The sequence below is a fragment of the Enterobacter mori genome (assembly GCF_025244905.1).
GTDB classification, from domain to species: Bacteria; Pseudomonadota; Gammaproteobacteria; order Enterobacterales; family Enterobacteriaceae; genus Enterobacter; species Enterobacter mori_A.
Map to the genome: position 1 here is coordinate 1,944,444 of NZ_CP104285.1, position 22,288 is coordinate 1,966,731.

Genomic DNA, 22,288 nt, shown 5'->3' on the forward strand with positions numbered 1-22,288 from the left:
TAAAAGTAGACCTTGATTAATCTGTCTATGATTTAGCCAAAAGATAATGTTTCGTGATTGTTAAGTGCAAGTCCACAGCTAGACCTCAAAAAGATTGTGTGCGGAATAAGGGTTGGTTAAATTTTGACTTGTCGACAGGAGTGCACAGATTTCTATTCTTTAGTCATTTATCTGGTTCCTGACAAAAAATAAAAGGCAACGCTCAGGTTGATTGAAACTTGTGGGGAACGTTTGCCCGGATTTCAGTAATAAATAAAGTGATACAGGGTAGGTTATTATGAATAAGAAAATGATGATGGCAATGCTGGCAGTGAGTTCTGCACTGCCGATGACGCAGGCTTTTGCTGCAGCGGGTACCGTTAATTTTAACGGTAATATTCTGGATTCCGCCTGCGACATTGATGTGGCTTCTCAGAATCAGGTCGTCGTATTGGGCGATTATTATAAAACTGAATTCCCGACAACGGGAGCCAGAACCACTGCCACACCATTCAGTATTGTATTGAAAAACTGTCCGGTCTCTGTGACTAATGCGAAAGTGCGCTTTGACGGTACACCTGATTTAACCAACGCCAGCCTGCTGGCGATTGACTCCTCGGTTGCGGGGGCGGCAACAGGGGTGGCAATCAACCTGATGAGCGCCGATAAGGCCGATCTGCCTCTGAATGGTAGCAACAGCTATTCCTATGCACTGAGCAGCACCGCAGATAATACGCTGAACTTCTATGCGCAGTATATTTCGACCGCCTCATCAGTCACTGCCGGTCCGGCTAACTCGGTCGCGAACTTCTCTGTGGTTTACAACTAAGTTTTTGCAGCAATCAGTAGGGGGCCGACCCGGCCCCTTTGTTTTACGAGGTTTTTACCATGCGTTTTATCAGAACAACAGGACTGGCGGTGGCGCTGTTACCGTTGACATTAATGACGGCCAATGCTGGGGTTATTATTGGTGGTACTCGCGTTATTTTCGAGGGGGCGAAGAAAGAAGCCACAATCAATATTACTAACCCTGACAATACCCCTTATTTGATCCAGTCATGGATAGAGATGCAGGACGGGGGGGAGGGTAAAGCACCGTTTATTATTACGCCGCCGTTGTATCGCCTTGACGGCGGACAAAAAAACCTTGAGCGCATTGTTATGACGGGTTCCCTGCCTCAGGAGAAGGAAAGTTTATTTTGGTTGAATATTAAAGCGATTCCTTCAGCCTCAAAACAGATGAACGCCCTGCAAATTGCGGTAAAGACGCGGATTAAGTTAATTTATCGGCCTGATGGTTTGCGTGCGTCAACCCCGGACGATCACGCGAATAAATTAACCTGGCAACGATCCGGGAATGCGATTCAGGTGAATAACCCCACGCCCTACGTTATCAATTTCAATGAGATTACCCTGGGCGGGCGAAAACTTGATGATGTGACGTATGTTTTACCCGGCGCATCAGCCCGGTTTTTATTACCTGAAGGGGGGAGTGGTCATTCTCTCACATTTAAAGTGATTAATGACTATGGCAGTCCTGGCAGCGCACATCAAGCCAGTTTCTGATGCTCGTGCATTCATTAGATTTCCTGCAATGACAACATCAACGCACAGGATACGGCCTGCTCGTCTGGCGATATTAATCGCCTGCGCACTTGCCGGTTCATCACCGGCACTTTATGCCAGTGAAACGTTTAATACGGAACTGGTTGAGCTGGATAATCCTGGAATGGGCAAAGCAGACCTGTCGGCTTTTGAAACAGGCTCTCAGGCACCGGGAACGTACCATGTTGACATCATTCTTGACGACCAGTTAATGGAGACCCGCGATATCGCCTTTGCCGCAGTTAAAAGCGACAGCGGTAATGAGATATTGCAGCCTTGCCTGAGCATCGACCAGTTAACACAGTGGGGAGTCAAAACCGCGCTATTTCCTCAGCTTGCTTCGGGAAAAAGTGGCTGCGCGGATCTTCAGGCCATTCCGCAAGCCAGTACCGATTTTCAGTTTGGCGCTCAGCGCCTTCTGATCAGCATTCCACAGGCGGCGATTGATCTGCCTGCACGAGGCTATGTGTCTCCAGAGTTGTGGGATGAGGGGATCGCGGCGGCCATGCTCAATTACAGCCTGAGCGGCGCGAACGCCCGGGCGAGCCACGCTGAAGGCAACAACAGCGACAGTCAGTACGCCAACCTGCGTCCTGGGATCAATATCGGTCCGTGGCGTCTGCGCAATTACTCCACGTGGTCGCGGGATGGCTCCGGTCAGGACAGGTGGGACACCGTCTATACCTACGCCCAGCGTGCGGTGATCCCCCTGAAAGCACAGCTGACGCTCGGAGACAGTTCTGCACCTGCTGATGTGTTTGACAGTATGCCGTTTCGCGGTGCTCAGCTGGCATCTGATGACGACATGCTGCCAGACTCCCTGAAGGGCTATGCCCCTGTCGTACGTGGTATCGCGCGTACCAATGCGCAGGTTGTGGTGCGTCAGAATGGTTATCAGATTTACCAAAGCTACGTTTCACCCGGTGCATTCGAGATTACGGATATGTATCCGACCGGAGGGGCAGGCGATCTGGACGTGACGATCAAAGAAGCCGACGGCAGTGAGCAACATTTCATACTGCCGTATGCGTCGTTACCGGTACTGCAGCGCGAGGGTCGTCTGAAATATGCCCTCACCGGGGGGCAATATCGATCCTATAACCACAGCGTGGACAACACGCCTTTCGGGCAACTTACCGGCATTTATGGCCTGAAGCAGGGAGTCACCCTCTATGGCGGAGTGCAGGGCTCAAGTAAATACCGGTCGCTGGCGATGGGGATGGGTAAGAATATGGGCGATTTCGGCGCGCTCTCAGCGGACGTCACGCAGGGCTGGTCAACGCCGGATAACACAGGCAAAACTAGCGGTCAGTCCTTACGCGCGAGGTATAGCAAGAATTTCGTGAATACCGGGACGAACTTTTCCATCGCGGGATACCGCTATTCAACCCGCGGTTATTACGGGATGCAGGAGGTGCTGGATTCTTACGGTGACAGCAGCGCGCTTCAGGAGAGGCGGCGTAACCGTGCAGAGCTGACGATGAGCCAGACGCTGGGCAGCGACCTTGGATCTCTAACCCTTAGCGCGGCGCGGGAAGATTACTGGAACTCCGGCAAGTCGATGGCCTCCTGGAGTGTCGGATATAACAATGACTGGCATAACATCAGCTACGGGGTGACCTGGACATACAGCAAAAATGTCAGCCCTGCGGCATACGGCAGAGGGAGTACGAAAACCGACGATCGCGATCGGTTGCTGGCTTTCAACATCAGCGTGCCGCTGGATACATTCCTGCCCCGGACGTGGGCTAACTATGGCATGAATGCCAGTAAGAATAATGGAACAACACACAATATCGGGATGAACGGTGTCGCGCTCGAAAATAGCGCGCTCAACTGGAACGTTCAACAGGGTTACGGCACAGATGGCGTGGGCTATACCGGCAACGTTAACGGCGACTACAAAGCTACCTACGGTGAACTCTCTGCAGGCTATGGCTACGACAAAAATAGCGAACGCCTCTATTACGGGCTGCAGGGGGGCATACTCGCTCATGCCGACGGCGTCACGTTTTCTCAGCCGCTGGGTGAGACGAATGCCCTGATAAAAGCGCCCGGCGCGCGGGGTGTCGATATTCGAAATCAATCCGGAGTACGTACGGATTATCGCGGTTATACGGTGGTCAGTAATTTGTCCGTGTACCGAAAAAACGATCTCATCCTCGATCCGGAAAATATGCCCGATGATGTTGAGCTGGAGATCAATACCCGTACGGTCACGCCGACGCGCGGGGCGGTGGTGAGAGCTGACTACCTTTCCAGAGTCGGACGTCGGGTGCTGATGACCCTGACAGACAACAATCGTCCCGTCCCGTTTGGGGCCGTGGTCACCCTCGCGGGTGAGCGTAACAACAGTTTCATTGTGGGCGATCGCGGCCAGGTGTATTTGACCGGCATGAGCGAGCAGGGGACGTTGGTTGCGACCTGGGGAAATCAGGACGGCCAACAGTGCCGTGCTGATTTCAGTCTGCCGAAACAATCAGCCTACAGTGGAATAACGGACGTGAGTGCCACGTGTCGCCAGGAGCATTAACATGAAATTACTTCAGGCTATTTTACTGCTCTGTTTACTCATCGGCTGGAATAACAGCGTGCGTGCAGGGACCTGCACGACAATAACGCCGCAAATTTCCACGCTGTCGGTGGGCACGATAAATGTCCAGCGCGATGCGCCTGTCGGGACGGTGATATTCTCCGGCGCGGCGTCCAGTACAGGATCCTATCTTAGCGGGTGCAGTAATCCTTTAATGCTCGGATTTAGCATGCGCTATAACAATGCCACGTTGAGCAGCTATGGCAACCATGTTTACAACACCAATATCAGCGGAATGGGTATTCGTTTTTCTTCGAATAACTATTTTGAAAATCCAGCCAATACGTTTTCTTATAATGCGCAGACCTCTTACGTTGTCTGGTACGGCGGCAAAATTGAACTTGTGGTCACCGGTCCGGTTTCGTCTGGTGCCTTAACGCCAGGAGTCATAGGCGTAGTGACGCTTCAGGGGAGCGACGGCATCTACCGCGACGGCCTGACGACCCAGCTCACCAGCGGGACGATCAATGCGCTTGCCTGCAGTATTACCACGCCTCAGCTGACGTTCCCCATTGGCGATATTTCCGCCTCAGCATTTGGCTCGGCGATCGGCACCACCCCCGCAGCCGCGCAGAATACGCAAAATCTCGGGTTAACCTGCAGCCCCGGAACCAATATTAATGTCTCGCTCAGTGGAATACAGAATCCGGATAGCGCGAACACCAGCGTAATGGCATTAACCGGACAGGGAACTGCCGGTACGGCAAAAGGCGTTGGCGTGCAGCTTTTATATAACGGCACGCCGCTGGTGTTGAATAGCCGCCTGCTATTAAAACAATCTTCGGGTGGACAAGAGACGCTGCCGTTAACGGCAAGATATTACCAGACGTTAACGTCTGTCGAATCCGGCGCGGCCAATGCCTCGGCCACGCTTAATTTGACCTACCAGTAGCAGGTAAATGATGAAAATATCGCACAAGAAATGGGTCTTTCTCGCCTTGCTGAGCTGGAAGGCCTTTTCCGCCGATAACGTGAATCTTGGCGTGACGGGAAATATTGTCGCCTCGCCCTGCGTATTTAATGGCGGGAATACGCAGCAGGATATTAATCTCGGCAATATTCAGGCGACAAACATGATGACGCCGGGTTCATCGTCCGACCCGGTGGCGTTTAATCTGCAGTTTACGCAATGTCCCGCGGGGACGCGCAGCGTAACGGTCTCCTTCACCGGAAACCCCGATCCGGTAGCCGGGGTGGAGTACTACATGAACAACGGCTCGGCAACGAACGTGGCGGTTGCCATGCGTGAGGCAGGGACCGGCATGCTCAAAGGAACGGGCGCCAGCATGACGCAAAATATTGCAGCAGACCGAACGGCCAGCATGCCCATGCTGGCATCGGTGATATCCCGGTCCGGTGGCGCGACGCCGGGAAGCATCAGCGCGGTTGTTGTGATGACGATGCAATACAACTGAATGGCGGAAATCACATTTATAATAAGACGCGGGTGAGCTATGTTGAATATCCTGATTCAGGAAACGGATTTATTTTTTCAGGCCGGGCTGCAGTATTTTTTCGAAGATTTTTTTGAGCATAATTTTCATCGGCCCATCCGTTTTAACGCTGGCCTGACCGAGGGCAACGTCATTCAGGCCGATATTATTGTCCTTTCGCTCTGTCAGGGTGAAACGCTGACCTGTTTTCCTGAATTACAGGTCCGGGAAAAAGGGATTGTGATAGGTCTGGTGGATGATGAGCTACGTTTTTCCGCGTTGCCCTCCTGTTTTCAGGACATCATTTTCCTCTCTCGTCGTGCTTCGCTTGATCGTATAAGCGGCGCACTGTTTCTCGCCTTGTTCAGGACGCAATTACCGGGCTACACCTGGAATAAAAAATCCTGTTTCGAATGCCAGCATAAAGTCTTATCACCGCAACAGATTCGAATTATGGTGAATTTCTATCAGGGACACTCGGTTGTGCAGACCGCCAACATATTAAAGATGAGCGATAAAACAGTCTTTACCCATAAATATATGATGATGCAGAAGTTTAACCTGCGAAGTGATTACGAGTTGATCGTTCTGCTCCGAAGGTTAATGGAGAAAAAGAGTCGGCCAAACCCGCTTCGCGATTACCTGGAAAATAATTATGCGTAACGGCTAATGGTCTGAATAACCCGCTGTTCTGTTGAGTAATGGCGCTATCGACTTCGCCTGAGGTAATGTTATTTTCATTGCTTTTAAATAATGACCTATTCGTATGCAAATTCATAAGACCATCAAACCGATTTTTGTGAGCAAATTCCAGTGTGTCGGGCCAGCGTGCCTGATGTCCTGTTGCCGTGGTTGGCAAATTTCCATTGATAAGAAAACGCATGGAAAATACATCTCCTCAACGCATTCGGACATTTCTCGTCTTGCAAAAGCGAACCTCATTCCGCTGCGCAAAGGGAAAAATAGCTATTCCAGGGTGAAGCTGGATGAGAAGGGCGACTGCCCCTTTATCGACGAAAATAAACTCTGTCTGATACACCGTGAATTAGGGGAAAGCGCGCTGTCCCACACCTGTAGCACCTATCCGCGAGGTTCAACCCGCTACGAAGATGAAACCCGGCACACGATGACGCTCTCCTGTCCTGAAGTGGTTCGGTTGGTGCTCTTCGACCCGGATGCCATGCTGCTTCAGGAGCAGGAAACGCTACGGCCAGTCTACAAAACCAACCTCATCGGACGTCGTCAGTCTATGGCTGACGTTACTCAGGTCATCCATCTTTTTGCCTGGAACTTAATTCAGTCTCCGTCGATTAACGTTGAAGAGAACCTGATGGCGCTGGCGCAGTTTATTTTATGCCTGCAGCACGTAAATTTCGATTTGCATAATAAATTTGAGCAGGTTGAAGATTATTATGAAATGCTGATGGCTGAACTGAAAAATGGCCATTCTCTCTTACAGGCCAATAATATTGGTCAATCAAATGCGATGAAGTATCTTGCCTTGTCCGTTATGGGGACGAATGTTGCACGTTTTTCCGCGAGAGAAGAGACCATCCTCAACGGGCATAAAGCTATTGCAGACTATCTGGATTTCGCTAATCATCATGACACAGTGGAACTGGATAAAAAATTTGCTGACCTCAATCTGCAGTGGCACAGATTATGCGAGAACAGCTGCTTGTCCGAACCGCACGTCTTACGTAATTACTTGTTATATAAACTGTATAGCAGCTACTTCCCGGGCAACAGCGTCGATACTATTTTGCGTCAGTTTTATCGCATTGTTCTGGATTTCTATTATCTGAAAGTATTCCTCAGTGTGAAATCGATGCAGGAAACGATCGACCAGCAGGTGGTAATGAAAACCATCGCAGGCTTTTCGGAAAAGACGATGCATAACCAGAGCATTGATGCACGACTCGATTTTGCGATTGATAAAATTAACGGTGGGGATGATTTGTCCTGCCTGCTGCTGATTGGTTAAACGATCCGTGGTAAGAGGCTCGCGGTGCGAGCCTCATTTCCTCAAACGTTTACCGCACTGATTAACCGCGACTTCATGGACTGGTAGGCCGACGCCGCAAAGTCCTCGGCCCAGCGCTGATCCTCAATCGCCTCCAGCTGCACCGCACAATACTTCGTTTCCGGCGTTTTGGAGACAGGGTCGAGGTTATCCTGGGTCAGCTCGTTGCAGGCGCCAATCCACCATTGATAGGTCATGTAGACGGCTCCGGCGTTGATGCGTTCGCTGATGCTGGCGCGGGTTATCACTTTACCCCGGCGTGAACGTACCCAGACCAGTTGGCCGTCTGCGATTCCCAGGTTATGGGCATCAGCAGGGTTCATCTGGACGCGTCCAGGCTCGTCGGCCAGGCTTTGCAGCGCCGCGCAGTTTCCGGTCATGGAGCGACAGGAGTAGTGCCCCACCTCGCGTACCGTACACAGCACCAGCGGGTAATCCTCATCCGGGGTTTCCGCTGGCGCGCGCCAGGCGGCGGCAAAAAGTTGCCCTTTGCCCGTTGGGGTGTCGAACTGATTGTCCTTGTACAGGTAGGGCGTACCGGGGTGATCGAGCGTCGGGCACGGCCACTGAACATGGCCCATCTCGCCCATTTTTGCGTAGGTCACGCCGTAGAACAGCGGGCACAGTTCGCGCATTTCGTCCCAGATCTGCTGGTTGTCGTCGTAATGCATCGGGTAGCCCATCTCTGTCGCCAGCAGGCTGATGATCTCCCAGTCGCGCTTGACGTTGCCGCGGGCCTCAATGGCTTTCCCGAAACGCTGGAAGCCGCGATCGGCGCAGGTAAAGACGCCGCCGTGTTCACCCCATGACGTGGCCGGTAACAGCACGTCCGCCACTTCCGCCGTTTTGGTCATAAAGATGTCCTGAACCACCACAAAATCGAGCGCGTCGAAACCGCGACGGACCAGACCGAGATCGGCTTCTGTCTGAAGCGGATCTTCCCCCATGATGTAATACGCTTTGACTTTACCTTCCAGCGCAAGATGCGGCACTTCGGTGATGCGCGTCCCGACGCGATCGTCCATTCTTTTGACGTCTATCTTCCATGCGTCGGCAAATTTCTGTCTGACCGCCGGGTCCGTTACCTTCTGATAGCCGGGGAACATATTGGGTAGAACGCCCATATCACATGCGCCCTGAACGTTGTTTTGCCCACGCACCGGGCCAACGCCGACGGCCGGGCGGCCCAGGTTACCCGTCAGCAGCGCCAGGCTGGAAAGGCCTTTCACCACGTCGACCGCCTGACCAAACTGGGTAACACCCATCCCCCACATTACCGTCGCTGACGGTGCCGCCGCGAACGTGCGCATTGCCTGACGCACATCGCGCGCGGGGATGCCCGTCAGATGTTCCACGCGCTCTGGCGCGTAATCTTTGACGATCTGACGGTACGCCTCAAGCCCTTCCGTAAAACGTGCGACGTAGTTTTTATCGTACAGCTCCTCTTCCAGCAGCACATACCCAAAGGCATTCACCAGCGCCATGTTACTGCCGTTTTTCAGCTGAAGATGCTGATCGGCAATGCGAGCCGTTTCGATGCGACGCGGATCGCAGACGATGATCTTTGCGCCATTCTCACGCGCTTTCAGCACGCGTCGGGCGACGATAGGGTGAGAGTCTGCGCAGTTATAGCCGAACACCAGCAGGCATTTTGAGTTTTCAATATCGTTGATTGCGTTACTCATGGCGCCGTTACCGAGCGTCTCCTGCAAACCAGCAACAGAAGGGCCATGGCAGACGCGCGCACAGCAATCGACGTTGTTGGTATTTAGCACGGCACGGGCGAATTTCTGCATGACATAGTTGGTCTCATTACCCGTTCCTCGCGAGGAGCCGGTGGTCATGATTGACCGTGGGCCGAACTGTTCTTTGATGCTCTTGAGCCTGTGGGCGGTATAGCGAATGGCCTCTTCCCAGGTGACGGGGGTAAACGCCTCTCCTTTGTTGTAGCGGATCATGGGCTGCGTCAGACGGGGGGTGAGCAGGCGGGTGTCGTTAAGGAAATCCCAGCCGTAGAATCCTTTCAGGCAAAGCGTGCCCTGATTGGTGACGCCGTCTGCTGCTTCGGCTCGGATAATACGGTTATTTTCAACGACGAGGTTAAGTTTGCAGCCTGCACCGCAGTATGGGCAGACGCTGGCGATTTTTTTCATCAATAACAGACCTGTTAAGAAATGAAGCAATGTTTAACTGGAAAGCCCAGTCCCTTAGTGGGCCTAAGCAGGATCCATGCCACATTTTTTGTGCTTGATTTACAGGATGTTATGGACGAAGGGCGTGTCATCGTCAGGCTGTTCGTCAGAATTGACGATGACACGTTCGCTTTTTTGTGGGGAGGGGGTTAAAGATCGTCCATGGTATAGCCGACGACGATTTCCAGCGTCTTGCGGATCACATCCGCCTGAACGACATCGTCAGTGGCTTCCAGCGTCTGGATCAGCCAGAGGATAATGGCCTTATTGGTCAGATGCCCTTCAGAGGCAAGGACACAGCGTACTGCAGTAGAAAAAACAGCGGACTCTTCAGCAAAACGTTCGCCTGCATGACGGAAGTACTCCGATAACGCACTGTCTAAAAAAGCAGAGTGAAACTCGGGTTGAAGCTGAATATTTTGTCTCATTTGTTCTCACCGTAGCTGTATGGTTGTAGTCAATGTATCTTCTTTGGATCGGACGGTTTTCCATCACCAAATAACGGCACTACATTGTCTCGACTCTCTCTGAGAGATCCCTCTCTTTTTGGTCGTCCGTGTGCGGTTCTGCGACGTTTTAAGGCGAGGTCATTTGAACCGATTTCGGCAATCACCCTCGCAAGTGTCTCCCGCCGCTGGGGATCCTTTTCATGTGCTTTCATATTGCGCAGACGCTGGATGAGACCTTCGGTTGTGACTGGGCCACGCTCTCTCAGAAGAGAAAGAACGGCTTCACCGATTAGCTGGTCGATCAGGCGATCTGCGTCACTACTGTTCATCACGTTACCGTTCGAAAAGCAGTCCAAGCAGCATGTGATAATGCTGTTCCTCTTCCGGGCCTTGGGCCCGTTCGAGGCGACTTAAAAGTTTGGTGCAGAGCGATTTGCGATTGAGATGTCGCCCGTCGCTAAGAATTTCAACAACCACCTGACCCAGCGTCTCCTGCTGAGTAGGTAGCGCGGCTTTCTCGAAGTACTGCGCGATTGCTGCTGCTGAATCTGCGACGTAACCGTTCTGGTTCATGTTTCGCTCCTGTAAATATCCGTAATCAGTAACGTTACAATTAAGGTATACACTTTTTTCAAATCTGTACATTCAAAATGTACAGATTTTTAAATTTTTCTTGATATATTTTATAATTTTTATAAATATCAGTTGGTTGAAAGTGTGTCATTTAACGTTATCGTTGCAGAATATATTGTACAATCTCGATTGTGCTCAGAGAGTTGTACAACACCAAAACCAGGCTTTGTAAATACGCTAAATCATTGACGTGTAAATTATTTGTTAAGTAATGAATGTGCTATAACAACACTCTACCCACGATCTTTTCGTGGCCGAACCTCTAAACCCCCAGGAATAGCATGCTAACAACCATCATTTACCGCAGTCATATCTGCGAGGACGTTCCGGTGAAAGCGCTGGAAGAAATGGTAGCTGCTGCAAATCGTAAAAATCGGCACTCCGATGTCACGGGGATCTTGCTGTTTAACGGCACACATTTTTTCCAGCTACTTGAAGGGCCTGTTGATAATGTGACGGCCATCTATCAGCAAATTTGCCGTGACCCACGACATCATAATGTGGTGGAACTCATGTGCGATCACGGTCCCTCACGACGCTTTGGCAATGTGGGCATGGAGCTTTTCGATTTGCGTCAATTTGATACAGACGAAGTGCTCCAGCAGGTGCTTGATAAAGGGACGACGAAGTACCGGTTGACGTATAACGACCGTGCCTTGCAGTTTTTCCGCACCTTTGTTGAGGCCACAGAAAAAGCCAACTACTTTGAACTGCCTCCGGCGAACAGCTGGGAATTTATTCCCGAAGAGACCCCTTTATCCGCGCAGGCAGAGGTTGTGGCAAAAGGTGCAGATTGCAGCTTTGCATTTCAACCTATCGTCGATCCTTTTATGCAGCAGATTGTCTCCTGGGAAGCGCTGATTCGTACGCCTGAAGGGGATTCACCTGCGGCCTATTTTCAGACTCTGCCGCGAGACGCGCTTTATGACGCCGATCTGAAGAGCAAGCAGGTTGCGCTGTCGATGGCCAGCGCGCTGGGGCTACACACCCAAACGCTGTCCCTCAATCTGCTGCCGATGACGCTGGTTAACGTGCCAAACGCTGTTGATTTCCTGCTTACGGCCATTGAAGCGAGTGGTTTTGTGCCGGAACAGATCGTTGTCGAATTCACGGAGAGTGAAGCGATCTCCCGCTTTGACGAATTTACACATTCAGTCAGGCAGTTAAAGAGCGCGGGTATCAGCGTGACGATCGATCACTTTGGCGCAGGGTTTGCCGGACTGCAGTTGCTGGCGCAGTTCCAGCCGGACAGAATCAAGATTAATCGGGATTTGATCGCCAACGTGCACAAAAGCGGCCCGCGCCAGGCGATTGTACAAGCCATCATCAAATGCTGCACGTCCCTGGAAATACAGTTCTGCGCGGTGGGGGTAGAGCTGGCCGAGGAGTGGATGTGGCTGGAATCCGCCGGGATTTCGCAGTTTCAGGGACATCTGTTCGCCAGCCCGCGTATGGGCGGGATCCCGGCTGTTGCCTGGCCTGAGAAAAAGAACGATTTCTAAAACCTGTACATGACCCTCGAGAGTTAACTGTACGAATAGATAAATTTGGACAACAATAGATTAACGAGTGAAAGGATTTGACACCTTTCACTTGTTCATAATGGGGAGTTGGTTATACAAATGCGTTGTACAATCTGATAAGGTTGGTGCGGTTAGGTATGGAAGTTTTGAGCGTGAGGGAGTTAATGGCCTATTACAGTATCGGCGAAGTCGCCGAACGATGCGGTATCAACCCCGTTACGCTGCGTGCCTGGCAACGCCGTTATGGTTTGTTGAAGCCGCAACGCAGCGAAGGGGGCCATCGTCAGTTTGACGATGAGGATATCCTGCGTATCGAAGAGATCAAGCGCCTGATGAAAACCGGCGTCTCGGTCGGGAAAGTCAAAGCGTTACTGGAAAATAAAGAAGAGCTGACGCAGGGTAACTGGGTCTCTTTCCAGGAAGAGATGATGACGGTTCTGCGTTACGCCAGTCCGGGTAAACTGCGCGCCAAAATCGGCGAGTTCCGCCGCGATCATGCGATGGATGCGCTGATTGATAACATTATTTCTCCGGTCCGACAGCGAATGAACCAGGACCAAAATACCGTGCGTCACATGGCGAGTCTGTTTGACGGCGTACTGATCGAATTCGCGGTTGCAAGCCTCGCGGAATCCCGCAAGAAAGCCGGTAAAGACGCGCTTCTGATCGGCTGGGAATGCGATGACCGAACGCATCTTTGGCTTGAAGCCGCGCGTTTGGCACAGAAGGGCTGGCATATTGACGTGCTGGCTGAACCCATTGATTCGCCACGTCCTGAACTGTTTCCCGGGCAAAAAATCTTTGTCTGGACGGGGAAATCCCCCACGCCTCGCCAGCAGGAACAGCTCGATCACTGGCGTGAGCAGGGTTTTGCTGTTTCATTTCACCACTGATTGTAAGAGGCCTTGAGGGCCTTTTTTGTTTTTTGTTACTTCCTGTGCAAAAACTATCTCAAAAATAGGCATTTCCGATGCATATTTTATTTTTCTCCTCTTCGCCACAACTGCCGCGACGAAATGCACTATTAATCAATGCATTGAACAATTAAATCCATCCTGCCTGCATCCTTCCACAGGGTCTATGCTTAATAAAAGTCACCAAAAAGGGCGGTTTAGCCGGATGCCCCTACTGACAAGGGGTTGAAGTGATAATCGTTATCACTAACATGGTGTTATGCCCTGATGGCTATTCAGATGAGGTGGACCTATGGAACTGCATTCAGAAACCTTTAATCCGGCCGATTTTGCCTGGCGCGGTTTAACGCTCACGCCAGCGGCGGCGGCACATATTCACGAGCTGGTGGCGAAAAAGCCTGAGATCCTCGGCGTGCGTTTAGGCGTCAAACAGACAGGATGCGCAGGTTTCGGTTACGTGCTTGATACCGTCACCGAACCCGACAAAGATGACCTGGTCTTCGAAACCGACGGCGCGAAACTGTTCGTTGCGCTGCAGGCGATGCCCTTTATCGACGGCACCGAAGTGGACTACGTCCGCGAAGGCTTAAACCAGTTATTCAAATTTCATAACCCGAAAGCCCAGAACGAATGCGGCTGCGGCGAAAGCTTTGGGGTATAGGCGGTACTATGTCTCGTAATACTGAAGCAACGAGTGATGTGAACACCTGGAGCGGCGGACACCTGAATTATAAAGAAGGGTTCTTCACGCAGCTGCAGACCGATGAGCTGGCGAAAGGCATCAACGAAGATGTTGTGCGGGCGATCTCGGCCAAACGTAACGAACCCGAGTGGATGCTCGAATTTCGTCTGAGCGCCTTCCGCGCCTGGCTGGAAATGGAAGAGCCGCACTGGCTGAAAGCGCACTACGACAAATTGAACTATCAGGATTACAGCTACTACTCCGCGCCCTCCTGCGGCAGTTGTGACGACACCTGCGCCTCGCAGCCGGGTGCGGTACAGCAAACCGGCGCAGAAAACAGCTTCCTGAGCAAAGAAGTTGAAGAAGCCTTTAACCAGCTTGGCGTGCCCGTGCGCGAAGGGAAAGAGGTGGCGGTGGACGCCATTTTTGACTCCGTCTCGGTGGCAACGACATACCGTGAGAAGCTGGCCGGGCAGGGGATCATCTTCTGTTCCTTTGGTGAAGCTATTCATGAGCACCCTGAACTGGTGAAAAAGTACATCGGTACCGTGGTGCCGAGTAACGATAACTTCTTCGCGGCGCTCAACGCTGCGGTGGCCTCCGACGGCACCTTTATCTATGTACCAAAAGGCGTACGTTGCCCGATGGAGCTGTCGACTTATTTCCGTATCAACGCGGAAAAAACCGGCCAGTTCGAACGTACCATTCTGGTGGCCGATGAAGGCAGCTACGTCAGCTATATCGAAGGCTGTTCCGCCCCTGTACGTGACAGCTATCAACTGCACGCGGCGGTGGTGGAAGTCATCATTCACAAAGACGCCGAGGTGAAATACTCCACGGTGCAAAACTGGTTCCCGGGCGACGGCAATACCGGCGGCATTTTGAACTTCGTTACCAAGCGCGCGCTGTGCGAAGGCGAAAACAGCAAGATGTCCTGGACCCAGTCGGAAACCGGCTCGGCGATTACCTGGAAATACCCGAGCTGCATCCTGCGCGGGGATAACTCCATTGGTGAGTTTTACTCGGTGGCGCTGACCAGCGGGCATCAGCAGGCCGATACCGGCACCAAGATGATCCACATTGGTAAAAACACCAAATCAACCATTATCTCGAAAGGGATCTCCGCCGGGCATAGCCAGAACAGCTATCGCGGGCTGGTGAAAATCATGCCGACGGCCACCAATGCGCGTAACTTTACCCAGTGTGACTCGATGCTGATTGGCGCTGACTGCGGCGCGCATACCTTCCCGTACGTCGAGTGCCGTAATAACACGGCCCAGCTTGAGCACGAAGCGACCACGTCGCGCATCGGGGAAGATCAGCTCTTCTACTGTCTGCAGCGCGGGATCAGTGAAGAAGATGCCATTTCAATGATTGTGAACGGCTTCTGTAAGGACGTGTTCTCTGAACTGCCGCTGGAATTCGCCGTTGAAGCACAAAAACTCCTCGCCATTAGTCTTGAACACAGCGTCGGTTAAGGAAAGCACATGTTAAGCATTAAAGATTTACAGGTTAGCGTGGAAGAGAAAGAGATCCTGCGTGGCCTCAATTTTGACGTCAAGCCGGGTGAAGTTCACGCCATCATGGGGCCGAATGGCTCAGGAAAAAGTACGCTTTCCGCGACGCTGGCAGGACGCGAAGATTACGAAGTCACCCACGGCTCTGTTGAATTTAACGGCAAAGATTTGCTGGAGATGTCGCCGGAAGAGCGGGCTGGGGAGGGCATTTTTATGGCCTTCCAGTACCCGGTAGAAATTCCGGGCGTCAGCAATCAGTTCTTCCTGCAGACGGCGCTGAACGCGGTGCGCAAATATCGCGGTCTCGACGCGCTGGACCGCTTCGACTTCCAGGATCTGATGGAAGAGAAGATCAAGCTGCTGAAAATGCCGGAAGACCTGCTGACCCGTTCGGTCAACGTCGGCTTCTCCGGCGGTGAGAAAAAGCGTAACGACATTCTGCAGATGGCGGTGCTCGAGCCCGAGCTGTGCATTCTTGATGAGACCGATTCAGGCCTGGACATCGACGCCCTGAAGATTGTTGCAGACGGGGTGAACTCCCTGCGTGACGGCAAGCGCTCGTTTATTATCGTCACCCACTACCAGCGCATTCTTGACTACATCAAACCAGACTACGTCCACGTGCTTTACCAGGGGCGCATTGTGAAATCCGGCGATTTCACGCTGGTTAAACAACTGGAGGAGCAGGGTTATGGCTGGCTTACCGAACAGCAGTAATGCACTCCAGCAATGGCACCGGCTGTTTGAAACGCAGGGGCAATCGCGTTCTGAACAGGCCCAGCAGCACCTTCAGCAGATGCTGCGTCTGGGTCTGCCCACCCGTAAGCACGAAAACTGGAAATACACACCGCTCGATGGCCTGCTGAACGGCGAGTTTGTTACGCGTCCGGCGAACGTCACTCAGGCCCAGCGAGACGGGCTGGCGTTACCTGTGGATGCGCTGCGTCTGGTCTTTGTCGACGGCGTGTTTCACCCGGAACTCAGTGACGAGACGCGACACAGCGGCTTTGAGATCGCCGTGAATGACGTTCATCAGAGTCTGGCCGCACCGGTGCAGCCGGAGGTCTTCCTGCATCTCACCGAAAGTCTGGCGCAGTCTGTGACGAATATCCGCGTGAAACGTAACCAGCGTCCGGCGAAGCCGCTGCTGCTGATGCACATCACTCAGGGTCTGGACGGCGACGAAATCAACACCGCGCACTATCGCCACCATCTTGAACTGGCGGAGGGGGCGGAGGCCACGGTGATTGAACATTACGTCAGCCTCAACGAGACGCGCCACTTTACCGGATCGCGTTTGACGGTGAATGTGGCGGCCAATGCCCAGCTTCACCACATCAAGCTGGCGTTTGAGAACCCGCAGAGCCACCACTTTGCCCATAACGACATTTTACTTGGGCAAGATGCCGCGGCGTACAGCCACAGCTTCCTGCTCGGCAGCGCGGTGCTGCGCCACAATACCAGCACCCAGCTTAACGGTGAAAACACGACACTGCGCATCAACAGCCTGGCGATGCCGGTCAAATCTGAAGTGTGCGACACGCGCACCTGGCTTGAGCACAACAAAGGCTATTGCAACAGCCGTCAGCTGCATAAAACCATCGTCAGTGACAAAGGGCGCGCGGTGTTTAACGGCCTGATTAATGTGGCCCAGCACGCCATTAAAACCGACGGGCAAATGACCAACAACAACCTGCTGCTGGGGCGTCTGGCGGAAGTGGACACCAAACCGCAGCTCGAAATTTACGCCGACGATGTGAAATGCAGCCACGGTGCGACGGTCGGGCGGATCGACGACGAGCAGATGTTCTACCTGCGTTCCCGTGGTATCGATCGGCAGGCGGCGCAGAAGATGATTATCTACGCGTTTGCTGCCGAGCTGACGGAAGCGCTGCACGATGGCGCGTTAAAACAGCAGGTGCTGGCCCGTATAGGTCAGCGTCTGCCTGGAGGCGAAGCATGAGTTTTCCCGTCGAGAAAGTACGGGCAGATTTTCCGGTTCTGACCCGTGAAGTGAACGGTCTGCCGCTGGCCTATCTGGACAGCGCGGCCAGCGCGCAGAAACCGAATCAGGTGGTGGATGCAGAAGCCGAATTCTATCGTCACGGCTACGCCGCCGTGCATCGCGGTATTCATACCCTGAGCGCCGAGGCGACCCAGCGCATGGAAAACGTGCGCACGCAGATTGCCGCCTTCCTCAACGCGCAATCGCCTGAAGAGCTGGTCTTCGTGCGCGGCACCACCGAAGGGATCAATCTGGTCGCCAACAGCTGGGGCAACGCACAGGTGCATGCGGGCGATAACATCGTCATCACGCAAATGGAGCACCACGCCAATATCGTGCCGTGGCAAATGCTCTGTGAGCGCGTTGGCGCGCAGCTGCGGGTGATCCCGTTGAATGCCGACGGAACGCTTCAGCTTGAGCAACTCGACGCGTTGCTGGATGAGCGCACGCGGCTGGTGGCGGTCACCCAGGTCTCTAACGTACTGGGGACGGAGAACCCGGTGGCGGAGATTATCGCCAGGGCCCATCAGGCGGGTGCGAAGGTACTGATAGACGGCGCGCAGGCGGTGATGCACCACGCGGTTGATGTCCAGGCGCTGGACTGTGACTTCTACGTCTTTTCCGGCCATAAGCTCTATGGGCCGACCGGGATAGGCGTGCTGTACGTTAAAGAGGCGATCCTGCAGGCGATGCCGCCGTGGGAAGGGGGCGGGTCGATGATCGCCACCGTTAGCCTGTCGGAGGGCACCACCTATGCGCGTGCGCCGTGGCGCTTTGAGGCGGGCACGCCAAACACCGGTGGGATTATTGGCCTGGGGGCGGCCATCTCTTATGTCTCCTCAATTGGCCTTGACGCCATTCAGGAATACGAACAGGTGCTGATGCACTATGCGCTTACGGAGCTTGCCAGCGTACCGGATTTGACCTTATACGGCCCGGCTGACCGACAGGGTGTGATTGCGTTTAATCTGGGTAAACATCACGCCTATGACGTGGGCAGTTTTCTTGATAATTATGGTGTGGCGGTCCGTACCGGGCATCACTGCGCCATGCCCCTGATGGCGTTTTACCAGGTGCCGGCAATGTGTCGCGCGTCGCTGGTGATGTACAACACAACGGAAGAGGTCGACAGGCTGGTGGCGGGGCTTAAACGCATTCACCAGTTGCTGGGCTAACGGAGAGGCGAAAGATGGCAGAACTGCCGGATAAAGATAAATTGCTGCGCAACTTCGGGCGTTGCGCTAACTGGGAAGAGAAATATCTCTATATTATTGAGTTGGGGCAGCGTTTAGCGCCGCTCAGCGAAGAGGCGCATAACCCTGATAATATTATTCAGGGCTGCCAGAGCCAGGTGTGGATTGTGATGAAGCAATCTGACGATGGCACTATCGAATTACACGGCGACAGCGACGCGGCGATTGTGAAAGGGCTTATTGCCGTCGTCTTTATTCTCTATCACCAGATGTCGGCGCAGGACATTGTCGCTTTTGATGTTCGTCCCTGGTTCGAAAAAATGGCATTGACCCAACACCTCACCCCGTCCCGGTCCCAGGGACTGGAAGCGATGATCCGCGGCATTCGCGCCAAAGCTGCAATCCTTAGCTAGACTTACAGAACAGCATTCATTCTGTTTCGCGAGGTGGTTCCCGCCTCGCTGGTTTTTCAGCTTTCTGGCGTTCTGTCAGTGAATAAGGAATCTCAGCATGAAGCGCGCGTCTCTAATAACTCTATTACTCCTTGGTTCGCTCGGTGTGCTTAATTCGGCCCGGGCGGTGGATTATCCGTTGCCGCCCGCAGGCAGTCGTCTGATTGGGCAAAATCAAACCTACACGATTCAGGAAGGCGACAATAAACTGCAGGCCATTGCCCGCCGGTTTAATACGGCTGCGCAGCTTATTCTTGAAACCAATAATACCATTGCTCCGGTGAACCCCGCGCCGGGGACGGTAATCACCATTCCTTCTCAAATGCTGCTGCCGGATACCCCGCGAGAAGGGATCGTAGTCAATCTGGCTGAGCTTCGGCTTTACTATTTCCCGCCGGGGGAGAATATCGTTCAGGTCTTTCCGCTCGGTATCGGGCAACTGGGGCTGGAAACGCCGGTGACGACCACCCGCGTGAGCCAGAAAATCCCTAATCCAACCTGGACACCGACAGCGGGCATTAGGGCGCGCTCTCTGGCGCAAGGAATTAAATTGCCGCCGGTCGTACCAGCAGGGCCAAATAACCCGTTAGGACGCTTTGCGCTGCGTTTAGGCATAGGGAACGGTGAATATCTTATCCACGGCACCAGCGCGCCGGACAGCGTCGGTTTACGAGTCAGTTCAGGCTGTATGCGGATGAACGCACCGGATATCAAAGCGCTGTTTGGACAGGTGCGTGTTGGCACGCGGGTCCAGATTATCAATGAGCCGGTGAAGTTTGCCGTCGAGCCGGACGGGAAACGCTACGTCGAAGTACACCGTCCGTTGGCGCAGGTTGAGGGGGAAAACCCACAGGTTGCGCCCATTAGCCACTCCGAAGACTTCGCGACCTTCGCGGCTCAATCGGACAGTGATAAAGCGCTTATCGATAAAGCCCTGTCACGTCGCGCGGGGATCCCGGTAGTCGTGTCTGCCGGTAATGGCCCATCAGCCAGCAACAGCGTGTTGTCGGTGCAGAACAGTCGGGTGTCAGCTGCGGTAGCCGAAGAGGAAGGGGAGAGGGTGACGCAGTAGGGGTTTGACGAAGGCAAAAAAAATGGCGCACAATGTGCGCCATTTTATTAACAGGTACTATTACTTACGGTATTTAGTAGCCTGGTTGTCCAGACGCTGGTTAGCGCGAGCTGCGTCGTCTTTAGCAGCCTGAACGTCGGAACGGATTGCGTTCACGTCGTTGCTCAGCTGGTCAACTTTAGCGTTCAGAGTCTGAACGTCAGAAGACAGCTGATCGATTTTAGCGTTGCTGGAGCAACCTGCCAGCAGAGTAGAACCCAGGATTACCGCGCCCAGTACCAGTTTAGTACGATTCATTATTAATACCCTCTAGATTGAGTTAATCTCCATGTAGCGTTACAAGTATTACACAAACTTTTTTGGGTTGAGAATATTTTTTTGATGGGAATACGCCTATTTTTGATCGTTCGCTCAAAGAAGCAACGAATTTGGCCTTTTTGTCGAAAAAGCTATGTTAAAAAAGGCATTTTTCATCGGATTCATCTTAGATAAATCGCAATTAAATAGAAAAACCCGATTTGCTTTTTGAATAGATATGGCTAATGGCAGGAATAAAAAAAGCGCCCCGAAGGACGCTTTCTATCAAAAAATAATTCGTTCGGGAATTATTACAGTACGTGAACAGATGCAGTGTTAGTGGTACCTGCTGGAACCAGGGCACCAGAAACCATCACCACAACGTCGCCTTTCTGTGCCAGACCGCTTTCCAGCGCCATCGCTTTACCCTGAATGTAGAAATCATCGGTAGATGCGATCTCTTTCACCAGATGGGCAACCACGCCTTTGCTCAGCACCAGCTGACGCGCGGTAGTTTCATTGGTGGTCAGCGCCAGGATGGTGGCATCCGGGAAGTATTTACGCACTGCACGAGCAGATTTACCGCCCTGGGTCGCGACCACGATCAGCGGTGCGTCCAGTTTCTCAGCGGTTTCAACTGCACCGCGGCATACAGCTTCGGTGATGCGCAGTTTGCGGCTGTCGTTGTTGAAGTCCAGACGGCTGGTCATCACGCGGTCAGTACGCTCGCAGATGGTCGCCATGATGCCGACCGCTTCCAGCGGGTATTTACCCTTCGCTGACTCACCGGACAGCATCACTGCATCGGTACCGTCGAGGATGGCGTTCGCCACGTCGCCTGCTTCCGCGCGGGTAGGGCGTGGGTTTTTGATCATGGAGTCCAGCATCTGCGTTGCGGTGATAACCACTTTACGCGCGCGAACGCATTTCTCGATCATCATCTTCTGCGCGAAGATCACTTCTTCAACCGGGATCTCAACACCCAGGTCGCCACGTGCAACCATGATGCCGTCAGACGCTTCGAGAATTTCGTCGAAGTTGTTCAGGCCTTCCTGGTTTTCGATTTTGGAGATGATCTGGATCTTCTCACCGCCGTGCGCTTTCAGGTGCTCACGGATCTCAACCACGTCAGAACGCTTACGGATGAAGGATGCCGCAACGAAGTCAACGCCTTGCTCGCAACCAAAGATCAGATCCTGTTTGTCTTTTTCAGCCAGTGCTGGCAGCGCGATAGATACGCCCGGCAGGTTAACGCCTTTGTTTTCGCCAAGGTCGCCGTTGTTCAGCACTTTACACACAACGTTTTTGCCTTCGATAGCGGTAACTTCCATGCCGATCAGGCCATCATCCACCAGCACGGTGTTGCCGACGGACAGATCGCTGGTGAAGCCTTCGTAGGTCACTGCAACGATTTCGCTGTTGCCAACAACGGATTTGTCGGTGGTGAAGGTGAAGGTCTGGCCCGCTTTCAGAGAGACGTCGTTACCGCCTTCCAGTTTGATGGTACGGATTTCCGGACCTTTGGTATCCAGCAGAATAGCGGCTTTTTTGCCGGTCTTGCTCATCACGTTGCGCAAGTTCTGGATACGCTGACCGTGCTCTGCATAGTCGCCGTGGGAGAAGTTCAGACGCATCACGTTCATGCCGGCGTCCAGCATTTTGCTCAGCATCTCTTCAGATTCGGTTTTCGGGCCGATAGTACAAACAATTTTCGTCTTTTTCATGA

Annotated in this window: 22 protein-coding genes; 16 read left to right on the forward strand and 6 right to left on the reverse strand. The window is 53.0% G+C overall.

The window, feature by feature from the left end; translation table 11 throughout:
- The first annotated feature begins 277 nt into the window (after positions 1 to 277).
- The 7 genes from N2K86_RS09260 to fliB all read left to right on the forward strand — a co-directional run bounded on the left by N2K86_RS09260 (position 278) and on the right by fliB (position 7,594).
- A complete protein-coding gene (locus N2K86_RS09260) occupies positions 278 to 808 on the forward strand; it encodes a fimbrial protein (RefSeq protein ID WP_260661254.1) in 531 nt (176 codons plus the stop codon).
- A gap of 59 nt (positions 809 to 867) precedes the next feature.
- On the forward strand, positions 868 to 1,545 hold the full coding sequence (locus N2K86_RS09265) for a fimbrial biogenesis chaperone (protein WP_260661255.1): 678 nt from the start codon (positions 868 to 870) through the stop codon (positions 1,543 to 1,545).
- Between the two features lie 28 nt (positions 1,546 to 1,573).
- Positions 1,574 to 4,117 carry a fimbria/pilus outer membrane usher protein gene (locus N2K86_RS09270; protein ID WP_260661256.1) on the forward strand — a complete coding sequence of 848 codons (2,544 nt, stop codon included), beginning with the start codon at positions 1,574 to 1,576 and terminating at the stop codon, positions 4,115 to 4,117.
- A gap of 1 nt (position 4,118) precedes the next feature.
- A complete protein-coding gene (locus tag N2K86_RS09275) occupies positions 4,119 to 5,069 on the forward strand; it encodes a fimbrial protein (RefSeq protein WP_260661257.1) in 951 nt (316 codons plus the stop codon).
- A gap of 10 nt (positions 5,070 to 5,079) precedes the next feature.
- Complete coding sequence (locus N2K86_RS09280; protein ID WP_260661655.1) at positions 5,080 to 5,592, forward strand: fimbrial protein; 513 nt, start codon at positions 5,080 to 5,082, stop codon at positions 5,590 to 5,592.
- Between the two features lie 39 nt (positions 5,593 to 5,631).
- Positions 5,632 to 6,273, forward strand: a complete 642-nt coding sequence (locus N2K86_RS09285; RefSeq protein WP_260661258.1) for a helix-turn-helix transcriptional regulator — start codon at positions 5,632 to 5,634, stop codon at positions 6,271 to 6,273.
- Positions 6,274 to 6,376: 103 nt separating this feature from the next.
- Positions 6,377 to 7,594, forward strand: a complete 1,218-nt coding sequence (gene fliB, locus N2K86_RS09290) for a flagellin lysine-N-methylase (RefSeq protein WP_260661260.1) — start codon at positions 6,377 to 6,379, stop codon at positions 7,592 to 7,594.
- Positions 7,595 to 7,635: 41 nt separating this feature from the next.
- Here fliB and fdhF read toward each other — a convergent pair whose 3' ends face one another.
- The 4 genes from fdhF to ycgZ form a co-directional block, all read right to left on the reverse strand.
- Positions 7,636 to 9,786, reverse strand: a complete 2,151-nt coding sequence (gene fdhF, locus N2K86_RS09295; protein ID WP_260661262.1) for a formate dehydrogenase subunit alpha — start codon at positions 9,784 to 9,786, stop codon at positions 7,636 to 7,638.
- A 188-nt stretch (positions 9,787 to 9,974) separates the two neighbouring features.
- The gene (locus N2K86_RS09300; RefSeq protein WP_010430215.1) at positions 9,975 to 10,253 is read right to left on the reverse strand and encodes a biofilm development regulator YmgB/AriR family protein; all 279 of its coding nucleotides are present in this window, start codon (positions 10,251 to 10,253) and stop codon (positions 9,975 to 9,977) included.
- A gap of 29 nt (positions 10,254 to 10,282) precedes the next feature.
- Positions 10,283 to 10,603, reverse strand: coding sequence for a hypothetical protein (locus N2K86_RS09305; protein WP_260661263.1), 321 nt, complete (start codon positions 10,601 to 10,603; stop codon positions 10,283 to 10,285).
- 4 nt (positions 10,604 to 10,607) lie between these two features.
- Positions 10,608 to 10,847, reverse strand: coding sequence for a regulatory protein YcgZ (gene ycgZ, locus N2K86_RS09310; protein ID WP_260661264.1), 240 nt, complete (start codon positions 10,845 to 10,847; stop codon positions 10,608 to 10,610).
- A 341-nt stretch (positions 10,848 to 11,188) separates the two neighbouring features.
- Here ycgZ and N2K86_RS09315 point away from each other — a divergent pair, with 341 nt between their 5' ends.
- The 9 genes from N2K86_RS09315 to ldtE all read left to right on the forward strand — a co-directional run bounded on the left by N2K86_RS09315 (position 11,189) and on the right by ldtE (position 20,265).
- Complete coding sequence (locus N2K86_RS09315; protein WP_260661265.1) at positions 11,189 to 12,409, forward strand: diguanylate phosphodiesterase; 1,221 nt, start codon at positions 11,189 to 11,191, stop codon at positions 12,407 to 12,409.
- A 185-nt stretch (positions 12,410 to 12,594) separates the two neighbouring features.
- Positions 12,595 to 13,323, forward strand: a complete 729-nt coding sequence (locus N2K86_RS09320) for a MerR family transcriptional regulator (RefSeq protein ID WP_126815380.1) — start codon at positions 12,595 to 12,597, stop codon at positions 13,321 to 13,323.
- A gap of 313 nt (positions 13,324 to 13,636) precedes the next feature.
- Positions 13,637 to 14,005 (forward strand): Fe-S cluster assembly scaffold SufA, encoded by a 369-nt coding sequence (gene sufA / locus N2K86_RS09325; protein WP_260661266.1) that lies wholly within the window; start codon positions 13,637 to 13,639, stop codon positions 14,003 to 14,005.
- Positions 14,006 to 14,013: 8 nt separating this feature from the next.
- Positions 14,014 to 15,504, forward strand: coding sequence for a Fe-S cluster assembly protein SufB (gene sufB / locus N2K86_RS09330; RefSeq protein ID WP_260661267.1), 1,491 nt, complete (start codon positions 14,014 to 14,016; stop codon positions 15,502 to 15,504).
- A 9-nt stretch (positions 15,505 to 15,513) separates the two neighbouring features.
- Positions 15,514 to 16,260 carry a Fe-S cluster assembly ATPase SufC gene (sufC, locus tag N2K86_RS09335; protein ID WP_010430234.1) on the forward strand — a complete coding sequence of 249 codons (747 nt, stop codon included), beginning with the start codon at positions 15,514 to 15,516 and terminating at the stop codon, positions 16,258 to 16,260.
- The gene (gene sufD, locus N2K86_RS09340; protein ID WP_260661268.1) at positions 16,235 to 17,506 is read left to right on the forward strand and encodes a Fe-S cluster assembly protein SufD; all 1,272 of its coding nucleotides are present in this window, start codon (positions 16,235 to 16,237) and stop codon (positions 17,504 to 17,506) included. The genes sufC and sufD overlap by 26 nt, the downstream gene beginning before the upstream one ends.
- A complete protein-coding gene (gene sufS, locus N2K86_RS09345; RefSeq protein WP_260661269.1) occupies positions 17,503 to 18,723 on the forward strand; it encodes a cysteine desulfurase SufS in 1,221 nt (406 codons plus the stop codon). Before sufD ends, sufS begins: the two co-directional genes overlap by 4 nt.
- Positions 18,724 to 18,737: 14 nt before the next feature.
- Positions 18,738 to 19,154 (forward strand): cysteine desulfuration protein SufE, encoded by a 417-nt coding sequence (gene sufE, locus N2K86_RS09350; RefSeq protein ID WP_100166932.1) that lies wholly within the window; start codon positions 18,738 to 18,740, stop codon positions 19,152 to 19,154.
- 97 nt (positions 19,155 to 19,251) lie between these two features.
- On the forward strand, positions 19,252 to 20,265 hold the full coding sequence (gene ldtE, locus N2K86_RS09355) for a L,D-transpeptidase LdtE (protein ID WP_260661270.1): 1,014 nt from the start codon (positions 19,252 to 19,254) through the stop codon (positions 20,263 to 20,265).
- 60 nt (positions 20,266 to 20,325) lie between these two features.
- On the opposite strand, the gene lpp is transcribed toward ldtE, so the two are convergent.
- Positions 20,326 to 20,562, reverse strand: coding sequence for a murein lipoprotein Lpp (gene lpp / locus N2K86_RS09360; RefSeq protein WP_010430241.1), 237 nt, complete (start codon positions 20,560 to 20,562; stop codon positions 20,326 to 20,328).
- Between the two features lie 311 nt (positions 20,563 to 20,873).
- Complete coding sequence (gene pykF, locus N2K86_RS09365) at positions 20,874 to 22,286, reverse strand: pyruvate kinase PykF (RefSeq protein ID WP_120158826.1); 1,413 nt, start codon at positions 22,284 to 22,286, stop codon at positions 20,874 to 20,876.
- Between the last annotated feature and the right edge of the window lie 2 nt (positions 22,287 to 22,288).

What these genes read in the sequence shown, in the direction of transcription:
- sufC (WP_010430234.1), top strand. Translation starts at nt 15,514, where the DNA reads ATGTTAAGCATTAAAGATTTACAGGTTAGCGTGGAAGAGAAAGAGATC.
- N2K86_RS09265 (WP_260661255.1), top strand. Translation starts at nt 868, where the DNA reads ATGCGTTTTATCAGAACAACAGGACTGGCGGTGGCGCTGTTACCGTTG.
- ldtE (WP_260661270.1), top strand. Translation starts at nt 19,252, where the DNA reads ATGAAGCGCGCGTCTCTAATAACTCTATTACTCCTTGGTTCGCTCGGT.
- N2K86_RS09285 (WP_260661258.1), top strand. Translation starts at nt 5,632, where the DNA reads ATGTTGAATATCCTGATTCAGGAAACGGATTTATTTTTTCAGGCCGGG.
- fliB (WP_260661260.1), top strand. Translation starts at nt 6,377, where the DNA reads ATGCAAATTCATAAGACCATCAAACCGATTTTTGTGAGCAAATTCCAG.
- N2K86_RS09320 (WP_126815380.1), top strand. Translation starts at nt 12,595, where the DNA reads ATGGCCTATTACAGTATCGGCGAAGTCGCCGAACGATGCGGTATCAAC.
- N2K86_RS09275 (WP_260661257.1), top strand. Translation starts at nt 4,119, where the DNA reads ATGAAATTACTTCAGGCTATTTTACTGCTCTGTTTACTCATCGGCTGG.
- sufB (WP_260661267.1), top strand. Translation starts at nt 14,014, where the DNA reads ATGTCTCGTAATACTGAAGCAACGAGTGATGTGAACACCTGGAGCGGC.
- sufS (WP_260661269.1), top strand. Translation starts at nt 17,503, where the DNA reads ATGAGTTTTCCCGTCGAGAAAGTACGGGCAGATTTTCCGGTTCTGACC.
- fdhF (WP_260661262.1), bottom strand. Translation starts at nt 9,786, where the DNA reads ATGAAAAAAATCGCCAGCGTCTGCCCATACTGCGGTGCAGGCTGCAAA.
- N2K86_RS09260 (WP_260661254.1), top strand. Translation starts at nt 278, where the DNA reads ATGAATAAGAAAATGATGATGGCAATGCTGGCAGTGAGTTCTGCACTG.
- ycgZ (WP_260661264.1), bottom strand. Translation starts at nt 10,847, where the DNA reads ATGAACCAGAACGGTTACGTCGCAGATTCAGCAGCAGCAATCGCGCAG.
- lpp (WP_010430241.1), bottom strand. Translation starts at nt 20,562, where the DNA reads ATGAATCGTACTAAACTGGTACTGGGCGCGGTAATCCTGGGTTCTACT.
- N2K86_RS09315 (WP_260661265.1), top strand. Translation starts at nt 11,189, where the DNA reads ATGCTAACAACCATCATTTACCGCAGTCATATCTGCGAGGACGTTCCG.
- N2K86_RS09300 (WP_010430215.1), bottom strand. Translation starts at nt 10,253, where the DNA reads ATGAGACAAAATATTCAGCTTCAACCCGAGTTTCACTCTGCTTTTTTA.
- sufD (WP_260661268.1), top strand. Translation starts at nt 16,235, where the DNA reads ATGGCTGGCTTACCGAACAGCAGTAATGCACTCCAGCAATGGCACCGG.
- sufE (WP_100166932.1), top strand. Translation starts at nt 18,738, where the DNA reads ATGGCAGAACTGCCGGATAAAGATAAATTGCTGCGCAACTTCGGGCGT.
- sufA (WP_260661266.1), top strand. Translation starts at nt 13,637, where the DNA reads ATGGAACTGCATTCAGAAACCTTTAATCCGGCCGATTTTGCCTGGCGC.
- N2K86_RS09305 (WP_260661263.1), bottom strand. Translation starts at nt 10,603, where the DNA reads ATGAACAGTAGTGACGCAGATCGCCTGATCGACCAGCTAATCGGTGAA.
- N2K86_RS09280 (WP_260661655.1), top strand. Translation starts at nt 5,080, where the DNA reads ATGAAAATATCGCACAAGAAATGGGTCTTTCTCGCCTTGCTGAGCTGG.
- N2K86_RS09270 (WP_260661256.1), top strand. Translation starts at nt 1,574, where the DNA reads ATGACAACATCAACGCACAGGATACGGCCTGCTCGTCTGGCGATATTA.
- pykF (WP_120158826.1), bottom strand. Translation starts at nt 22,286, where the DNA reads ATGAAAAAGACGAAAATTGTTTGTACTATCGGCCCGAAAACCGAATCT.